Here is a 17,471-nt window from a genome sequence, read left to right as displayed (position 1 = left end):
TAGCTAAATAGCGATAAGCTAAAGCCTCGAGACCTGCGGGTATAGAGGCTTTACTGTACTTAACTTGCCTCACTATCTTGATGATATTGATAGTTAAATTTTGGCATGCTCCAGTGATAACGAATGGCTAGCATTCTAAAGCCAAAACCAAAGGTCAGTGACAGGGCTAAATTAAGCCAACTGGTTACTGCAAAATGATCCAGAGCGATATACAGGCTCGCCGTGAGCAACGCGACTAAGGCATAGAGCTCTTTTTGGAACACCAATGGTACTTGGTTACACAAAACGTCTCTGATCACGCTGCCAAATACCCCCGTGACCACGCCCATCACAATCGCCATTACAGGGCTAAAACCCAGCATTAAGGTTTTCTGCGCGCCAATGATTGAAAATACGGCTAAGCCGAGTGCATCTATGGTTAAAAATAATTTGGATAAATAGCGCATCACCGGTGCAATGATCACTGTGAGTAATGAGGCAAAAGCTATCGCCACTAAGTAATGCACATTCTCCACCCAGATCAAAGGGTAGTTACCCAGCAACATATCTCTGAGTGTCCCGCCGCCAATGGCGGTAGCACAGCCGATGATCACCACGCCAAACAGATCCATTTGTTTGCGTCCAGCACAGAGTGCGCCGGTCATGGCTTCGGCGATGATGCCAATAAACCAAAGTAAGGTGATAAATTCAGCTTGTTGCATCTTTTGCTCTCGTTGATCAAATGGAGCGGGATTTTGCCTGATGACAAGGCAAATTGACAACGATATTTTTTATAGTTTTTAATTAGTTTTATTAATGCTGCGTGGGTGCACTATTGAAGGTTTTTACTGATGTGGCGCGATATCTTACTCGATTTGATTTTGTTTTTTACTTAGGGATTTTTATGCATAGCCATAGCTCCTCATCGCGATTAGGTGTTGAGCTAGATCTTGGTGCCATTTTAGGGCTGACAGATTAAAGCACTTTGTGTAACCACTCACTTTACTGGATCTTTAAAGGCTTTGGTTTTAAAGGCTCTGGTTTTTAATCAAGCAAAGGTTTTATGACGCTTTTTCAATAAGGCGCTGTTCAATAAAAAATCCTCTCCTATGCTGGCGAGGATTTCAGCCGAGGAGTAAGATGCCTGCACTGTGTATTGTGTAGCGATAGGATAGGGGAATAATGATAGATTTTCGCAGTGATACGGTAACTCAGCCAACAGTGGCGATGCGTAAAGCAATGGCCAGCGCCGAGGTTGGCGATGATGTCTATGGAGACGATCCCACGGTTAACCGATTAGAGGTGATGGCGGCAGAACGCTTTGGTTTCGATGGCGCCCTGTTTACCTCGTCGGGCACTCAAGCCAATTTGCTGGCGCTGATGTCGCATTGTGAACGGGGCGATGAATACATTTGTGGGCAACAGGCGCACAACTATAAATTTGAAGGGGGCGGCGCCGCAGTACTTGGCAGTGTGCAACCGCAGCCATTAGCCAATCAGGCCGATGGCTCTATATTGCTGAGCGATATTGAAGCGGCCATTAAACCCGATGATATTCATTTTGCTAAAACCCGACTGCTTAGCTTAGAAAACACCATTGGTGGCAAGGTGTTATCGGCACAATATTTGGCAGATGCTCAAGCGCTAGCGTTTAATCATCGTCTTAAAATCCATCTTGATGGTGCCCGGGTCGCCAATGCGGCTGTGGCCCAGGGGCTGGCGATAAGTGACCTTACCCAATATTTTGATTCTGTGTCTATCTGCTTGTCAAAAGGCTTATGTGCGCCAGTGGGCTCGCTGTTGTTGGGTGATGAGCGTTTAATTAACAAGGCGCGGCGTTGGCGCAAAATGCTCGGTGGTGGCATGCGCCAAGCTGGCATACTGGCCGCTGCCGCAGAGTTGGCACTTAACGAGCAAGTCGAGCGTTTAGCGATAGATCATGACAATGCCCATTATCTTGCCGAGCAGTTTCAGGGCGTGGCAGAGTTTGAGGTGAATGTCGCCGAGGTGCAGACGAATATGGTGTTTGCTAAAGTCAGCGATAAACTTGATATCACTGCCATTGCTAAGGGATTAAAAGCACAGGGGATATTATTAAGCCCTGGTTCGGTTGTGCGTCTGGTGACCCATGCCGATATTAGCCGCAATGATATCGATACCTTTATTAAGACACTTAAAGCTCTACTGTAAACTAAGGTGGTTAGCTACCAACAACAAGCCATCCTCAGGGAGGCTTGTTGCTGGCGCCCATTAATTATAGTAACCGGTTCTTGCTAGCTTAAGCCGCTTGTTATCTGACGAATAACATCTAGAGTAAGCGTGCTGTTACGTCACTCTTCTTTGCCGTTTTCTTGTTTACTCAGATCGTCTTTAACTGCAATGACCGCGTCACGAGAAGCGTGACCAATGGCGCGAGTGACATCGCGAGTGGTATGGCCAATTTCAGTAGTAACATCGCGTGTAGTATCGCCAATGGTACGTCCGGTTTGTTTAAGTTCGGCGCAACCACCTATGCTGAGCAGTGCGATAAGAGGAATAACAATGACTTTCATATGGGCTTATTTCGATAGGTGGTGAGGGTATTCTAACCCTTTCTCTGAGCCAGTAAAGGCTTGCGTGCTTAAGTGTAACCTTGCAAGGCTATAGCAATGAGTGTCATTAACTTATCGACAGATGAAAGTGACGGACGGAGGAGATCAGTTAAGGGGATGATTAATAAACTACCTCCAATGACGGAGGTAGTATCGGAATACTGGTGGCTATCCTTGAAGTGAGTCGAGTTTAGATAATCTCTGCTGATAGTCTTTGATAAGGTGCACCATGATTTCTTGTACCGAAGTGTCTTTAGTGAAGTCATCCATATAGATCTTAAAGGTGACCAAGACATGACCGTTGCACTTGAGACGAGAATAGTTCATCGAGAAATAAGAGCTTTCAGCATCGGCTTCTCTAACAACAAATCCCTCTTGTTCAAAGATACGATGGCCGGAGCGATCGTGCCATTTGGTGATACGGTTAAGGCCTATTTCGCATGATTCGTTAAATTCGACATGGTTTTGCCATGTGGTGGGATGAGCAGGATCTTTAATGTGTGGGCATCGAACTGTGTAGTTGTAAACATGAGAGATTGCTGTCATAAATTACCTACCTGAATTATGGATATCAATGCCATCATAGGCATCGCGTTTCTTTTCGGTCAATGTTTATTCGACTCAAAACATAGAGAAAACTGATTGAGTACGTAGAGTTATAAATCGCTGTCGACCTTTTGTAACACGACTATAGCAAGCATAACCTGTGCAATGTCTCATTTCTCATAGTCTTACATATTTTATATTACCACTGATTAATAAAGCAGCAGCTAATCGAGTCGTATTGAATTGAGCTATGGTCTAGATTGCAGGTGGGTCAATTAAAGACCTTGGCGGGAATGGTAAGAGGTAATGCAAACAGATAAATACAAAGTTGGCTGTTCAAAAAATTATCAGGTTTATCGGTAGGTATTAAAGTTCAGTACGAAATATAGGTACAAAAAAGGCGACCTAAGGTCGCCTTTTGTTCGGAGTTAAGCGGGGGTAATGTAGCTGCTTATGCAGGAACTACGTTAGCCGCTTGTAGGCCTTTTTGACCTTGCTCAACTTCGAAAGAAACTTTTTGGCCTTCTTCTAGGGTCTTGAAACCGTCAGAAGCGATAGCACGGAAATGAACGAACACGTCAGCGCCGCCATTTTCTTGAGAGATAAAGCCAAAACCTTTATCTTCGTTAAACCATTTTACAGTACCAGTAGTTGTATTAGACATTGTGTGTCCCTTATTTAAATTCATTAAAAAGTATCGCGATAGTGCGATGTGCTGAGTAGCTGAATTATTAATTATTACGAGAAGCTAAGGGAAACGCTGAGTACAAAAAGGGTGAGGATTTGGCTTAGGGTTTTACTTTTACTTTTACTTTTTTAATAACTCTTGAACAACAGAGCGAGTGCATGATAACACGCTTTATCGACTTTGCACGCTTTATTTTGGCCTAACGCTAGAGCTTTCTCGACTTTAGCAAGCTAATTTGTTGCTAATCAATATGTTGATGTTTTATTTTTAGTCATTTTATTTTGTGCTAAAGCCGAGCGTGACCATGGTTAACTTGCTTTATTGTCGAGCTTAATGCGGAATCTGTCTTTTTAGGCGGTTTTAATGTTGTTAGCGGCATAGGTTAGCGCCATAGGAGAGGGGCTGTTAGGGGGGGCATTACTGGGATGGCGATACACTATGGCTAATATAAGGGTTATAGCTAAAGCGGTGATATTGTCGACGCAGCGCTTAGAAGCAATGGGCTTAACTAGCGAGTGTTTAGTGGCGTGGTGTTTCGTCATATGGTAGTTAGTGTTTAGTAACATAGTGCTTAGCTATATGGAGATGGATATGGAGCTTAGCGTTGAGTCGTGGTCATATTGTAGGCACAAAAAAGGCGACCTAAGGTCGCCTTTTGTTCGCAGTTAAGCGGGGCTAATGTAGCTGCTTATGCAGGAACTACGTTAGCCGCTTGCAGGCCTTTTTGACCTTGCTCAACTTCGAAAGAAACTTTTTGGCCTTCTTCTAGGGTCTTGAAACCGTCAGAAGCGATAGCACGGAAATGAACGAACACGTCAGCGCCGCCATTTTCTTGAGAGATAAAGCCAAAACCTTTATCTTCGTTAAACCATTTTACAGTACCAGTAGTTGTATTAGACATTGTGTGTCCCTTATTTAAATTCATTAAAAAGTATCGCGATAGTGCGATGTGCTGAGTAGCTGAATTATTAATTATTACGAGAAGCTAAGGGAAACGCTGAGTACAAAAAGGGTGAGGATTTGGCTTAGGGTTTTACTTTTACTTTTACTTTCTTAATAACTCTTGAACAACAGAGCGAGTGCATAGTAACAGGCTTTGATGGTTTTGCACGCTTTATTTTTGCTTATGTGCAGGTGTTTTTGCTGGCGCTGGGCTTAATGCCATAGTAATCATAGTCTTAAGGCGTTATTTGGTTTTTGTCTAAATTGCGCTAATTGCTAATCGGTGAGGATTTAGCTGCTGGTGCTGTGTGTTTGGACTGCTATTTCTACGTTATTTTAATAGAAAAGCGCGCTCAGTAGTTGACTGAGGCGCGCTTACAGCAAGCAGAATCTTTGCAGGGAAAAAGCAAGCTAAGGCTATTTTAGCGTAAATACAACTAAAGGACTAGTTGTGTGTTGTCCGCCAGCGTGCTTTATTCCGTGCTAGCTAAGATCTACAGTATTATTAAAGAGCCCGCTCAAAAATCTGACAAATCTCGGCGTGGGTTGCTTGTTTTGGATTAGTAAAGCCACAAGCATCCTTAAGTGCATTATCGGCAAGTGTTGGAATGTCTTCTGCTTTAACACCGAGTTTACTCAGATTCTCAGGGATCTTCACCGCAACCGAGAGTGTCTTAATTGCATCAATTGCCGCCTGAGCACCTTGTTCATCACTCATTGTACTCACATTAACTCCCATCGCTTTGGCCACATCTTTTAGACGAGTCGCTGCAACTTGTGCGTTATAAGCTTGCACATGAGGCAGTAGCAGCGCATTACATACACCATGGGGCAGATCGTAAAAGCCACCGAGCTGATGCGCCATTGCGTGCACATAACCTAGGCTTGCATTGTTAAATGCCATGCCAGCTAAAAATTGAGCGTAAGCCATCTGTTCACGGGCATTAATGCTTTTACCATTTTCAACGGCTTCTATAAGATTTTCCTGAATGAGCTCGATAGCTTTTATTGCGCAGGCGTCGGTAATGGGGTTAGCTGCCGTTGAGACGTAAGCTTCTACAGCGTGAGTCAAAGCATCCATTCCTGTAGCAGCCGTTAGGCCAGCAGGCTTAAGTAGCATTAACTCAGGATCGTTTACCGATAAGATTGGGGTGGTGTGTTTATCAACAATGGCCATCTTAATGTGGCGCGCTTCATCGGTAATAATACAGAAACGGGTCATTTCACTGGCAGTACCGGCAGTGGTGTTAATGGCAACTAAGGGTAATTGTGGCTTAGTTGACATGTCTAAGCCTTCGTAATCTTTAATACTGCCGCCATTAGTCGCGACTAAGGCGATCCCTTTAGCGCAATCATGGGATGACCCTCCACCTAACGAGATGACAAAGTCACATTTATTGGCGGTGAGCAGTGTCAGGCCCGCTTCGACATTAGTTAATGTTGGATTAGGTTGCACGCCGTCAAATACGGTTGAAGTAATACCGGCGTTTCCCAGTTTTTCTGCCATTTGTCCAACAAGGCCAATATCCACAAGAGGCTTGTCGGTTACGATCAATGCTCGTTGAAAGCCTAATGTTTTGATATCACCGATAGCATCGTCAACTGCACCTTGTCCTAACACGTTAACTGATGGGATAAAAAATTTAGCAGCCATTAAAATCTCCTTATCATTGGTTGGTACCTAAACGTTACCTAGTTATCTGAGCTAGGTATCTCATTTAGGCATGTAAACGTTCTGCTTTGGCTGTCCCTAACCTAACAACCTCACCTAAGTAAAAGCGTGATCTAGATCGGGTATTTGCCGGGGGTAGACGAATCGGGGGGAGGAGATGACGATAAATACGACAAACAATGTAAATTAACTAATGATAACTTACCCACTTGTCTTTTAAGGATTTTTTTGTTATCAAAATATGGTGGCGCAAGCCAGTTTATGGGATGTTTGTGTCGAAACGATGCAATCGTAAGCCTAAAGCGAGCACGCTTTTGTCCCCTACGGCTAATGGCGTGTAGAGGGTGTCGTCCATGCCCCCTATTTAGCTTTAATATGTTCGAGCTGAGTAGGTCAATAATCAAAGCAGCAGCGCAGCATCTATCTCATGAAACTGATCCGTCGCATCGATTAGTGCTTTGGCCGTCAATTTGGGTACGCCATATACTTGGGTTTTTAATGCATATTTTTGGTTGATGTGTTGCAGTAATAATGCAAAATCACCATCACCAGAGAGCAAAATAATGCTGTCGACTTCATTAGCTGATTCCATGATATCAATGGTGATGCCCACGTCCCAGTCGCCTTTAGCACTGCCATCACTGCGCTGAATAAACGGCTTAAGTTTCACATCGAAGCCTATGTGTTTGAGCGCATCTTGAAACTTCAGCTGGCCATCGTCCCCCCTATGAATGGCATAGGCATTAGCGATGACAATATCGCCTTCATAGCTTAGGTGTTGCCACAACTTACGGTAGTTAAATTGGCGGCCATAAGCTTCTTTACAGGTGTAATAGATATTTTGCACATCGACAAATACGGCGAGTTTTTTCAAGGAGTGTTCCGAAGTTGAGCATGATTGCGCCACTATAGCACAAGGGCTGCGTAGCCACAGTCTTCACCTCGCACTAGCCATAAGCATCGCGCCTAATCACTCGTACTTTTGTTGTACCATGCAGCTGCAGCACTGTGGTGAATTATGACTCCTTTGTGTCATTTTCTGGTAATTAGGTGGCAAGTTAACATCGGGACTTAGTGTTAAAGTACATGGGCGTGAGTGATTTTCCTTGATTAAGGTAACGTTGATGTAATTGCGCTATTTCAACGGGGAACACACCTTCGCTGCTAAATTGATGTTGCCGATAAAACGGCACTAGCTCGGGGAGTGCAAATAAAAAGCTGGCGCAAGTATTGAGCTCTGGCGACAGTGCTCGCATTAGGTTGTGAGCTACGCCTTGGTTGCGATGGTTTGGATGCACCAACATGCCGGTTAATAACTGATATGGCCCTATGGGCCTTAACCTTACCGCGGCAATCAATGGCTCTTGAGGATTATCATTGAGGTATTTCACCGCAAGGTGCTCTTTTTTTCGCAGTCGAGCATGAGGCATATGACGCTTGTAAAAAATAAACGCCTGTTGGCGCATCGAAGGGGCGAGCCAATAAAGCGTCACGGCTTATCCTATGAAAGTCTTATTCTTGTATAAAGTTCACTAAGCCTAGCAGAATGCGTTGGCGCTCGAAATAGCCAAGTCTTTATCTGTTATTTGTCATTTACGGTTGCCATCGCCAGAGATATTAACCATGACGATAGCGTGAGCGGGATTAAGTGATTTTTGTGTGATATTTGTTCGCTTGTTTTGATTGAGTACCGTTTAAGTTGTCAGTTGTGCTTTTATGTTGTTTTCGTGTTGCTTTTCGGCGCTAATTTGCGTGTATTTACACTGATTTACCCTATAAGCGATGATTTGCCTTTAAAATGACGGCCACTCTCCAATGGCCTTTTTAATCGACGAATAATCAATAATGAAAAAACCGCGTTTAACTACCAGTACGATTATTATTTTAAGTTTATCTGCCGCTCTAATTTTTCAATTTATATCTCATTCAAACCAAGCTGCTCAAGCTGGTGGAAGCCGCGATAAAGGGGTTAAAAAATCGCGAGTCATTCCTGTGGTGACATCAGTCGTTACCGAGCAGAAGTTGAGCCAGCATCTGTCACTGGTTGGCAAACTTGAAGCTAATCGCTCGGTGCAGATAGCCGCCGAAGTAGCGGGAAAAATCACTCGTATTAATGTGGATGCTAACCAAGCAATAGTCGCGGGTCAGACCTTAGTGGTGCTCGAACACACCCGAGCTAAAGCCAATGTGGCTCAGGCGCAAGCCTATTTTCAAGATGAACAACGCAAGCTAACAGAGTTCCAAAAGCTTATTGGTAATAACGCTATCACTCAAACCGAAATCGATGCCCAAAAAGCCAGTGTCGATATCGCCTTGGCACGCTTGCAAGTGGCGCAAGCCGAGCTGGATTTTCACCTGATCAGCGCACCTTTTTCGGGGACGGCCGGGCTGGTGGATTTTAGTGTTGGTAAGATGGTCAGTGTGGGCAGCGAGCTGCTCAGCTTAGATGATCTGGCTTCAATGCGACTGGATATTCAAGTCCCCGAACTCTATTTGTCACGTTTACAACTCGGCATGTCGGTCACCGCAACGAGTCGAGCTTGGCCAGATGAGCGCTTTGTGGGCCACGTAGTGGCAATCGATGCGCGCATCAACCCAGAGACCCTAAACCTTAAGGTGCGGGTCAATTTCGACAACCCACAGCAGAAGTTAAAACCGGGTATGTTGATGTCAGCCAATATTGGTTTCTCACCCGTTAAACAACCAGTCGTGCCAGTGCAAGCATTGGAATATTCAGGCACTAAGCGTTTTGTTTATGTTATCGACAGTGACAATGTTGCGCGGCGAACACAAGTTACCTTAGGTGCACGTATTGACGATAAAGTGTTGATAAGTGACGGCGTTAATCGCGGCGATAAGATAGTGGTGCAGGGGCTAGTCAATATGCGTGATGGCCTGAAAATTGAAGAAGTTGCCCCAGCCAATTTAAGCCCTCAGGAGGCCTTGGCCAGCAGTGATGATATGAGTGCCACGCCTGCAGCTCAAGGAGGGCGTGGCTAATGTTATTGTCTGATGTCTCGGTTAAACGCCCGGTGGTTGCTATCGTTCTGAGCTTGCTATTATGCGTGTTCGGTATGGTCTCTTTTGCTAAGTTGGCAGTGCGGGAGATGCCCGACGTTGAAAGCCCTGTGGTAACTGTGATGACCACCTATGAAGGTGCCTCAGCGACCATTATGGAAAGCCAGATAACCACAGTGCTCGAAGATGAGCTTACTGGGATCAGTGGTATCGATGAGATCACCTCCACCACGCGTAATGGCATGTCACGTATTACCGTGACGTTCGATCTTGATTGGGATCTGACCGAAGGGGTCAGTGATGTACGTGATGCGGTGGCCCGTGCTCAGCGCCGCCTGCCTGAAGAAGCAAACGACCCTATTGTATCTAAAGACAATGGCTCGGGTGAGCCTTCGGTTTACATTAATTTAAGCTCATCGACCATGGACCGTACTCAGCTGACCGATTACGCGCAGCGGGTGCTCGAAGACAGATTTAGCCTGATCACAGGTGTCAGTTCCATCAATCTTTCGGGTGGATTATATAAGGTGATGTATGTGCAGCTTGATCCTGAGTTGATGGCTGGGCGTAATGTCACCACCAGCGATATTATTAGTGCGCTGCGTAATGAAAATATTGAAAGTCCAGGGGGAGAGGTGCGCAATGATGTCACCGTCATGACGGTTCGTACCGCTCGCCTGTATCATCAGCCAGAAGATTTTGACTACCTGTTAGTGCGTACGGCAAGCGACGGCACTCCTATTTACCTTAAAGATGTGGCTTCGGTGTTTATTGGCGCCGAAAATGAAAACTCCACCTTTAAGAGTGACGGCGTTCCTAACCTTAGCTTAGGCATAGTGGCGCAGTCAGATGCCAACCCACTCGATGTTGCTAAAAAAGTGCATCTTGAAGTTGATAAGCTGCAACAGTTTTTACCTCAAGGGACGCAATTGGTGGTCGATTATGACTCCACCATCTTTATCGATCGCTCCATCAGTGAGGTATATACCACCTTGTACATTACCGGCGCGCTGGTGGTACTGGTGCTGTATATCTTTATTGGCCAGGCGCGAGCCACGCTTATTCCCGCTGTGACAGTGCCAGTATCGCTGATCTCTTCTTTCATCGCGGCGCACTACTTTGGCTTTTCGATTAACTTACTGACCTTGATGGCGCTGATCCTCTCAATCGGCTTAGTGGTTGATGATGCCATCGTGGTGGTGGAAAACATTTTCCATCACATCGAAAAAGGCGAACCGCCACTGCTTGCGGCTTATAAAGGGGCTCAAGAGGTGGGGTTTGCTGTGGTGGCGACGACGGCGGTATTAGTCATGGTGTTTTTGCCTATCTCTTTTATGGATGGCATGGTCGGGCGCTTATTTACCGAATTTTCGGTGATGCTTGCGATGTCGGTGATCTTCTCGTCCATCGTGGCGCTCACATTGACGCCAGTGCTGGGCAGTAAAATGCTTAAAGCCAACGTCAAACCTAACGGCTTTAATCGTTTCATGGACAGGCTCTTTAGCCGATTAGAGCAGCACTATCGCCACTGGGTTGCTCAAGCTGTTAAGTGGCGTGCTGGCGCTCCGCTGGTTATCTTAGCGTGCATTATTGGTAGCGGTCTATTGTTGCAACAGGTACCGGCACAATTGGCGCCACAAGAAGATCGCGGCGTTATTTTTGCTTTTATTAAAGGCGCTGAGGGCACCAGTTATAATCGCATGACTGCCAATGTTGATATTGTTGAGCAACGGTTAATGCCGCTGTTAGGTGAGGGTATTATTAAGTCATTTAGCATCCAAGCCCCCGCCTTTGGCGGCCGAGCGGGTGATAAAACTGGCTTTGTGATCATACAGTTGGAAGATTGGCAAGATCGCAGCGTTAATGCGCAGCAAGCATTGGCTGTGGTCGCTAAAGCATTAAAAGGGATCCCCGATGTGATGGTGTATCCGCTCTTGCCCGGGTTTCGTGGTAAATCCAGTGAGCCGGTACAATTTGTGCTTGGCGGCGCCGATTATGATGAGTTGTTTAAGTGGGCCAGTATTATGCAGCAGGAGGCTCAATTGTCGCCAATGCTCGAGGGCGTTGACTTAGACTATGCGCAAACGACGCCTGAGTTGTTGGTCACCGTTGACAGAGTTCGCGCCGCGCAATTGGGCGTTAGCGTCGCTCAAGTGTCGCAAACACTAGAGGTGATGCTGGGTGGGCGCAGCGAAACCACCTTTATCGATCGCGGTGAGGAGTATGATGTTTATCTTCGAGGCAATGAAGATAGCTTTAATAGCATGGCCGATCTGAGTCAAATCTATATGCGTTCTGCTAAAGGCGAACTTATCTCGCTCGATGCTATTACTCATATTGACGAGGTGGCTTCGGCTCACAAACTGAGCCATAACAATAAGCAGAAGTCGATCACCCTTAAAGCCAGTTTAGGTGAAGGTTACACCTTAGGCGAAGCGCTGGACTTTCTTGATGCCAAGGCGATTGAACATTTACCCAGTGACATTTCGGTGAGTTATACTGGCGAGTCGAAAGATTTTAAAGAGAATCAAAGCAGTGTGATGATAGTGTTCGCATTAGCCTTGCTGGTGGCCTATCTGGTATTGGCGGCGCAATTTGAGAGCTTTATTAATCCACTGGTTGTGATGTTTACTGTGCCTATGGGGGTATTTGGTGGCTTCCTCGGGTTATACCTTACGGGCCAAGGGCTGAATATTTATAGCCAAATTGGCATGATCATGTTGATCGGTATGGTGACCAAAAACGGTATCTTGATCGTGGAGTTCGCCAACCAACTTCGGGATCGTGGTAGCGATATTGAGCAAGCGATTATCGATGCATCAGCCCGGCGCTTACGGCCAATCTTAATGACCGCATTTACCACCTTAATTGGTGCTGTTCCTTTAATTATGTCTACTGGTGCTGGGGCCGAGAGCCGCATTGCGGTGGGGACTGTGGTGTTTTTCGGTATGGCTTTCGCCACCTTTATCACCCTGCTGGTGATCCCTGCGATGTACCGCTTAATCTCGGGGCACACGACTTCACCAGGTTTTGTCGAGGCGCAGTTACAGCAGGCTATCGAGGCTCAGCAACAAGGGACTAAAGCTTTAGGCTAGGGGAAGGTTTTTCAGTCTAGCTTGACCAGCCATACCGCTGTCATTGACAGCGGTATGGCGTATTAATCTGTAATGCCTAACGGCAGATAAACCACTCTTTTATCATACCCATTAACCGTTTTACTCACAGTGGCTTGCTAGAGGTAAGGTACAGTTACAATATTGAACGCGCGCCATCATAGTGGCCACGGATTAATTGATTATCCTCGATAATCAGCAGTTCACCCGACTCACCTAGCTTGATGCTACTATCGACCGCGATCACTTGGTTATCAAACAGGCCTAACACTTGTGATTGCGAGGTATGGCCCACCACAATCCGCTTTACTTGAAAGTAAGCCAAGATGTTGTCTAGCTCCTGCTGATTAAAGTTAGCTTTAAAGTAGCCACGGTACCAAGTGGGACCATTGCCGAAAAATAAAAAGTTAAGCAAATCATCTTGCTTCAGTTCGGGCTTAGACGTATCGATATGTTGTCGATATAAGGCATTGGCACGGCTTAAGGTTAATTTACGATCGATCCACTCTTGGCTTATGCCACCGTGTAAAAATAGCGTGTCATTAATTTTGACTATGGTGTGCTTACTTCTAAGCCATTGGCCTAGTACTGTGTCATTAGCATAGAGTGCATCATAACTGCGCCCCAGTTGTTCGCTGGCGGTGTGATAGCGCGGATGCACATAGCGGAGGTCACCGCGCATCACCATCTGTTCGTGATTGCCCATTAACAGATGCAGTTGGCCACCGGCCGCTTGGGCTTGCTGGTCAAGTTGATACATAAACCACAATACTTCATTAACCTGATGGCCACGGTCAAACATATCGCCTGTCATCACCAAGTGCGCATCTCCTGCGGCCCAGCGCTGCTGATTATCGATAACCTTATGACGACGCAGCAAGTTAATCAGTACATCGTATTGACCGTGAACATCGCTCAGGGCAATAACTTTGTTTACCCCTTCATAAGTATCGGGTAACAGCGCTGTCGCATGGGGATTCAGTGTGGGCTCAGGCAATTGGGCGCAATCACTGGGGCGGCGCAGCTTGGCTTGCTTAATTGGGGTTTGAGCTAATTGATTGTGGCAGATCCAGTGCGCCGTTTGCGGCTGGGCAGCCCCTGGTTCGATAAACACATAGGGGCCATCATGGATAGGCGTATTATCTTGCGCCTGTGGAGTAGCAAGCGAACTGTTACTGAGTAATAACAGCCAAAACAAATGGATAGATTGCAGGGGCTTCAAAGGTCTCTCTCTTTTATTCTGTCGGCGCTCGCGGGGTTTTGGACGTATTGAGCGCGCGAATTCTCGGTTTGTGGCTGTGAGTTGTTGCCAGAGATGTTAGCACTATTTTGCATTGCTGTGTGTTTTTGTAGGCGACGCTGGGGCGATGAGGATCAGGGGAGTTGCCTGAGACCTGATGAAACTCAACTCGTTTAAGCCTGTTCTAAACTTCAGCCTCAAACACACGTCATTTAAAATAAGCTCCTTTAATAGAAAACGGAGACCCTAGGGTCTCCGTTTGGTCGCTTTAGCCGTTATCAATTTACCTGAGCTCGCCAGCATCAAGCCTGGCGATTTTGAACGTCAATGAGATCAGCTGATACGCTTGTATTTTAGGCGATGAGGCTCGATGGCCTCAGTGCCTAAGGTCTCTTTTAACCACGTGGTGTACTCGGTGTAGTTACCTTCGTAGAAGTTCACTTGGCCTTCGTCGCGATAATCTAAAATATGGGTAGCGATTCTGTCGAGGAACCAACGGTCATGGGAGATAACCATGGCGCAACCTGGGAATTCAAGCAGGGCTTCTTCCAAGGCGCGTAAGGTTTCGACGTCTAAATCGTTGGTGGGTTCATCGAGTAACAGTACGTTGCCGCCCGCTTGCAACAGTTTGGCTAAATGAACTCGGTTACGCTCACCACCCGAGAGGCTGCCGATAATTTTTTGCTGATCGCCACCACGGAAGTTAAAGCGACCCACATAGGCGCGACTTGGGATTTCGGTGTTGTTGATCCGCATGATATCTTGGCCGCCAGAGATCTCTTGCCAAACGGTATTTTTATCATTCATCGAATCACGGAACTGATCGACCGAGGCAATCTTCACCGACTCACCAATTTCTATGCTGCCACTATCAGGCTGCTCGGCGCCGGTAAGCATCTTAAACAGGGTCGATTTACCCGCGCCGTTGGCACCGATAATACCCACGATAGCGCCTTTAGGCACTGAGAAGCTTAAATTGTCGATAAGGACGCGATCGCCATAAGACTTGGTCAGGTTGTTAACTTCAATGACCTTGTCACCCAAACGGGGTCCAGGTGGAATAAAGAGTTCGTTAGTCTCATTACGCTTTTGGTAATCGTTAGTATTAAGCTCTTCAAAACGCGCCATACGGGCCTTGCCCTTAGATTGACGGCCTTTAGCCCCCTGGCGAACCCATTCAAGTTCTTTGGCAATGGTTTTTTGGCGGGCGTTTTCGGTGGCCGACTCTTGTTTAAGGCGGGCATCTTTTTGCTCAAGCCAAGAAGAGTAGTTGCCTTCCCAAGGGATCCCTTCACCACGGTCAAGCTCTAAGATCCAACCAGCGGCGTTGTCGAGGAAGTACCTATCGTGGGTAATAGCCACAACGGTGCCAGTGTAATCTTGTAAGAAGCGCTCTAGCCAAGCAACTGACTCGGCATCCAAATGGTTGGTCGGCTCATCGAGCAGCAACATATCGGGTTTTTCGAGCAGTAATCGACACAAGGCCACACGGCGACGTTCACCCCCAGATAAGACTTCAATTTTAGTGTCCCAATCTGGTAGGCGCAGCGCATCTGCGGCGCGCTCTAAGATGTTGTCGAGGTTGTGGGCATCTTGCGCTTGAATAATGGCTTCGAGGCGGCCTTGTTCTTTGGCCAACGCATCAAAGTCGGCATCGGGCTCGGCGTACAGCGCATAGACTTCATCTAAGCGAGCAAGGGCATTTTTCGCCTCGCTGACCGCTTCTTCAATCGCTTCACGTACGGTTTGCTGTTCATCCAGCTTAGGCTCTTGGGGCAGGTAACCGATTTTAAGGTCCTGCATAGGGCGGGCTTCACCCTCAATGTCGGTATCGAGGCCGGCCATAATGCGCAGTAGGGTCGATTTACCTGAGCCGTTGAGACCCAATACACCAATCTTGGCGCCAGGAAAAAAACTTAAGGAAATATCTTTTAGGATCTGCTTTTTAGGTGGGACAATTTTGCCCACTCGTAGCATGCTATAAACAAATTGTGCCATAACAAATTTACTCTCCGACAAAACAATGGCGCCAATTCTACTGCAATCGTGTATGAACTTAAATCGTATTTTAGAAGATGGGCGCCGGCGGCGTGTGCATCAATTGCTTTTGGGCTGACTTTTCGGTTTATGCCACCCAAGGTTTATCCTAAAACGAAAACAGTGTTTTTTATCAAAGTGCTGTAAACAGTCACTTTTATGGCTTGTAACAGAATCCGCTTGCCAAACAATGACTCGCTTATGGCGTTGGCTGCAGTGGGGCGCTTAGATGAATATTTCTAAGCCTGAATTACGGCTAATTTCATGTTGCTAATGCTGGGATTGTGATCAATTGCACTGTAGAATACCGCGCAACCCTACTTAATAAGACTTTAACAGCTGGAGTGACCAATGCTGAAAAAAGAGATGAATATTGCGGACTTCGATCCACAACTGTTTCAAGCGATCCAAGATGAAACTCGTCGCCAAGAAGAGCACATCGAGCTTATCGCCTCTGAAAACTACACCAGTCCTCGTGTATTAGAAGCGCAAGGTTCTCAGCTGACTAACAAGTATGCCGAAGGTTACCCGGGTAAGCGTTACTATGGTGGTTGTGAGTATGTGGATATCGCTGAAGAGCTCGCTATCTCTCGCGCCAAAGAGCTATTTGGTGCCACTTACGCCAACGTTCAGCCTCACTCTGGTTCACAAGCTAACTCAGCGGTATTTATGGCGCTACTTCAAGGCGGCGATACCGTTTTGGGTATGAGCCTTGCCCACGGTGGTCACTTGACCCATGGCTCTCACGTGAGCTTCTCGGGTAAATTGTACAATGCCGTGCAGTACGGTATCGACGAAACCACTGGTAAGATTGATTACGCTGAAGTTGAGCGCCTTGCCGTTGAGCATCAACCTAAGATGATTATCGCCGGTTTCAGTGCCTACTCTGGTATTATCGATTGGGGCAAGTTCCGCGAAATCGCAGACAAAGTCGGTGCTTACCTGTTTGTCGATATGGCGCACGTTGCAGGTCTAGTGGCTGCGGGTATCTACCCTAATCCACTGCCACATGCACACGTGGTGACCACCACAACCCATAAGACTCTGGCTGGCCCACGTGGCGGCTTGATCTTGTCGGCCTGTGATGATGAAGATATTTACAAGAAGCTAAACTCAGCGGTATTCCCAGGTGGCCAAGGTGGCCCATTGATGCACGTTATCGCGGCTAAAGCGGTGGCGTTCAAAGAAGCATTAGAGCCTGAGTTTAAAACGTACCAAGAGCAAGTGGTTGTTAACGCCAAAGCGATGGCAAACACCTTTATCCAGCGCGGTTATGATGTAGTGTCTGGCGGTACCGACAACCACCTATTCCTGCTTGATTTGATTGCTAAAGATATCACAGGTAAAGACGCTGATGCTGCACTTGGGCGTGCCAACATCACAGTGAACAAAAACTCAGTGCCTAACGATCCTCGCTCACCTTTTGTGACCTCGGGTCTGCGTATCGGCTCGCCAGCGATCACTCGTCGTGGTTTCAAAGAAGCGCAAGCGATTGAGTTAACTAACTGGATGTGTGATGTGCTTGATGACATCAACAACGAAGCCACTATCGAGCGGGTGAAAAACCAGGTCCTTGATTTGTGCGCTAAGTTCCCTGTTTACGGTTAACCTTAAGGGTTAAATCAGGTAAACTTCGATGGCCGCT

At 46.6% G+C, this 17,471-nt stretch carries 15 protein-coding genes; 4 read left to right on the top strand and 11 right to left on the bottom strand.

Features of this window, described 5'->3' with window-relative positions:
• Nucleotides 1–59 precede the first annotated feature (59 nt).
• Complete coding sequence (locus AC5YB1_RS14865; RefSeq protein WP_494519805.1) at nucleotides 60–701, bottom strand: trimeric intracellular cation channel family protein; 642 nt, start codon at nucleotides 699–701, stop codon at nucleotides 60–62.
• A gap of 460 nt (nucleotides 702–1,161) precedes the next feature.
• Here AC5YB1_RS14865 and ltaE point away from each other — a divergent pair, with 460 nt between their 5' ends.
• Nucleotides 1,162–2,169: a low-specificity L-threonine aldolase gene (gene ltaE, locus AC5YB1_RS14860; protein ID WP_494519804.1), complete on the top strand. Its 1,008-nt coding sequence runs from the start codon at nucleotides 1,162–1,164 to the stop codon at nucleotides 2,167–2,169.
• Between the two features lie 140 nt (nucleotides 2,170–2,309).
• Here ltaE and AC5YB1_RS14855 read toward each other — a convergent pair whose 3' ends face one another.
• The 8 genes from AC5YB1_RS14855 to AC5YB1_RS14820 all read right to left on the bottom strand — a co-directional run bounded on the left by AC5YB1_RS14855 (nucleotide 2,310) and on the right by AC5YB1_RS14820 (nucleotide 7,911).
• Entirely contained in the window at nucleotides 2,310–2,531 is a 222-nt protein-coding gene (locus AC5YB1_RS14855) for a hypothetical protein (protein ID WP_494519803.1), read from the bottom strand.
• A 207-nt stretch (nucleotides 2,532–2,738) separates the two neighbouring features.
• The gene (locus tag AC5YB1_RS14850) at nucleotides 2,739–3,116 is read right to left on the bottom strand and encodes a cytoplasmic protein (protein ID WP_494519802.1); all 378 of its coding nucleotides are present in this window, start codon (nucleotides 3,114–3,116) and stop codon (nucleotides 2,739–2,741) included.
• A gap of 451 nt (nucleotides 3,117–3,567) precedes the next feature.
• A complete protein-coding gene (gene cspE / locus AC5YB1_RS14845; RefSeq protein ID WP_110456523.1) occupies nucleotides 3,568–3,780 on the bottom strand; it encodes a transcription antiterminator/RNA stability regulator CspE in 213 nt (70 codons plus the stop codon).
• Between the two features lie 374 nt (nucleotides 3,781–4,154).
• Nucleotides 4,155–4,370: a hypothetical protein gene (locus AC5YB1_RS14840; RefSeq protein ID WP_494519801.1), complete on the bottom strand. Its 216-nt coding sequence runs from the start codon at nucleotides 4,368–4,370 to the stop codon at nucleotides 4,155–4,157.
• Nucleotides 4,371–4,492: 122 nt separating this feature from the next.
• Nucleotides 4,493–4,705, bottom strand: a complete 213-nt coding sequence (gene cspE, locus AC5YB1_RS14835; protein WP_110456523.1) for a transcription antiterminator/RNA stability regulator CspE — start codon at nucleotides 4,703–4,705, stop codon at nucleotides 4,493–4,495.
• A 546-nt stretch (nucleotides 4,706–5,251) separates the two neighbouring features.
• Entirely contained in the window at nucleotides 5,252–6,400 is a 1,149-nt protein-coding gene (gene yiaY, locus AC5YB1_RS14830; protein ID WP_475516140.1) for an L-threonine dehydrogenase, read from the bottom strand.
• Nucleotides 6,401–6,818: 418 nt separating this feature from the next.
• A complete protein-coding gene (locus tag AC5YB1_RS14825) occupies nucleotides 6,819–7,292 on the bottom strand; it encodes a LabA-like NYN domain-containing protein (protein ID WP_475516141.1) in 474 nt (157 codons plus the stop codon).
• A gap of 184 nt (nucleotides 7,293–7,476) precedes the next feature.
• Entirely contained in the window at nucleotides 7,477–7,911 is a 435-nt protein-coding gene (locus tag AC5YB1_RS14820) for a GNAT family N-acetyltransferase (RefSeq protein WP_494519800.1), read from the bottom strand.
• Nucleotides 7,912–8,263: 352 nt separating this feature from the next.
• Here AC5YB1_RS14820 and AC5YB1_RS14815 point away from each other — a divergent pair, with 352 nt between their 5' ends.
• Both AC5YB1_RS14815 and AC5YB1_RS14810 read left to right on the top strand, forming a co-directional pair.
• Nucleotides 8,264–9,418 carry an efflux RND transporter periplasmic adaptor subunit gene (locus AC5YB1_RS14815; RefSeq protein WP_494519799.1) on the top strand — a complete coding sequence of 385 codons (1,155 nt, stop codon included), beginning with the start codon at nucleotides 8,264–8,266 and terminating at the stop codon, nucleotides 9,416–9,418.
• The gene (locus AC5YB1_RS14810; RefSeq protein ID WP_494519798.1) at nucleotides 9,418–12,531 is read left to right on the top strand and encodes a multidrug efflux RND transporter permease subunit; all 3,114 of its coding nucleotides are present in this window, start codon (nucleotides 9,418–9,420) and stop codon (nucleotides 12,529–12,531) included. The genes AC5YB1_RS14815 and AC5YB1_RS14810 overlap by 1 nt, the downstream gene beginning before the upstream one ends.
• A gap of 154 nt (nucleotides 12,532–12,685) precedes the next feature.
• On the opposite strand, the gene AC5YB1_RS14805 is transcribed toward AC5YB1_RS14810, so the two are convergent.
• Nucleotides 12,686–13,771, bottom strand: a complete 1,086-nt coding sequence (locus AC5YB1_RS14805; protein ID WP_494519797.1) for a metallophosphoesterase — start codon at nucleotides 13,769–13,771, stop codon at nucleotides 12,686–12,688.
• Nucleotides 13,772–14,122: 351 nt separating this feature from the next.
• Complete coding sequence (gene ettA, locus AC5YB1_RS14800) at nucleotides 14,123–15,787, bottom strand: energy-dependent translational throttle protein EttA (RefSeq protein ID WP_494519796.1); 1,665 nt, start codon at nucleotides 15,785–15,787, stop codon at nucleotides 14,123–14,125.
• A 390-nt stretch (nucleotides 15,788–16,177) separates the two neighbouring features.
• On the opposite strand from ettA, the gene glyA reads away from it, so the two are divergent.
• A complete protein-coding gene (gene glyA / locus AC5YB1_RS14795; protein ID WP_475516146.1) occupies nucleotides 16,178–17,434 on the top strand; it encodes a serine hydroxymethyltransferase in 1,257 nt (418 codons plus the stop codon).
• Nucleotides 17,435–17,471 lie beyond the last annotated feature (37 nt).

This window comes from Shewanella sp. 433 (genome assembly GCF_059338565.1).
The sequence above is the reverse complement of the archived record's forward strand: the minus strand, read 5'-3'. Positions and strand labels throughout refer to the sequence as shown.

Coding starts and splice junctions, on each gene's coding strand:
- cspE (WP_110456523.1), bottom strand. CDS start 4,705: ATGTCTAATACAACTACTGGTACTGTAAAATGGTTTAACGAAGATAAA.
- AC5YB1_RS14815 (WP_494519799.1), top strand. CDS start 8,264: ATGAAAAAACCGCGTTTAACTACCAGTACGATTATTATTTTAAGTTTA.
- glyA (WP_475516146.1), top strand. CDS start 16,178: ATGCTGAAAAAAGAGATGAATATTGCGGACTTCGATCCACAACTGTTT.
- AC5YB1_RS14840 (WP_494519801.1), bottom strand. CDS start 4,370: ATGTTACTAAACACTAACTACCATATGACGAAACACCACGCCACTAAA.
- ettA (WP_494519796.1), bottom strand. CDS start 15,787: ATGGCACAATTTGTTTATAGCATGCTACGAGTGGGCAAAATTGTCCCA.
- AC5YB1_RS14850 (WP_494519802.1), bottom strand. CDS start 3,116: ATGACAGCAATCTCTCATGTTTACAACTACACAGTTCGATGCCCACAC.
- cspE (WP_110456523.1), bottom strand. CDS start 3,780: ATGTCTAATACAACTACTGGTACTGTAAAATGGTTTAACGAAGATAAA.
- AC5YB1_RS14810 (WP_494519798.1), top strand. CDS start 9,418: ATGTTATTGTCTGATGTCTCGGTTAAACGCCCGGTGGTTGCTATCGTT.
- AC5YB1_RS14855 (WP_494519803.1), bottom strand. CDS start 2,531: ATGAAAGTCATTGTTATTCCTCTTATCGCACTGCTCAGCATAGGTGGT.
- yiaY (WP_475516140.1), bottom strand. CDS start 6,400: ATGGCTGCTAAATTTTTTATCCCATCAGTTAACGTGTTAGGACAAGGT.
- AC5YB1_RS14865 (WP_494519805.1), bottom strand. CDS start 701: ATGCAACAAGCTGAATTTATCACCTTACTTTGGTTTATTGGCATCATC.
- ltaE (WP_494519804.1), top strand. CDS start 1,162: ATGATAGATTTTCGCAGTGATACGGTAACTCAGCCAACAGTGGCGATG.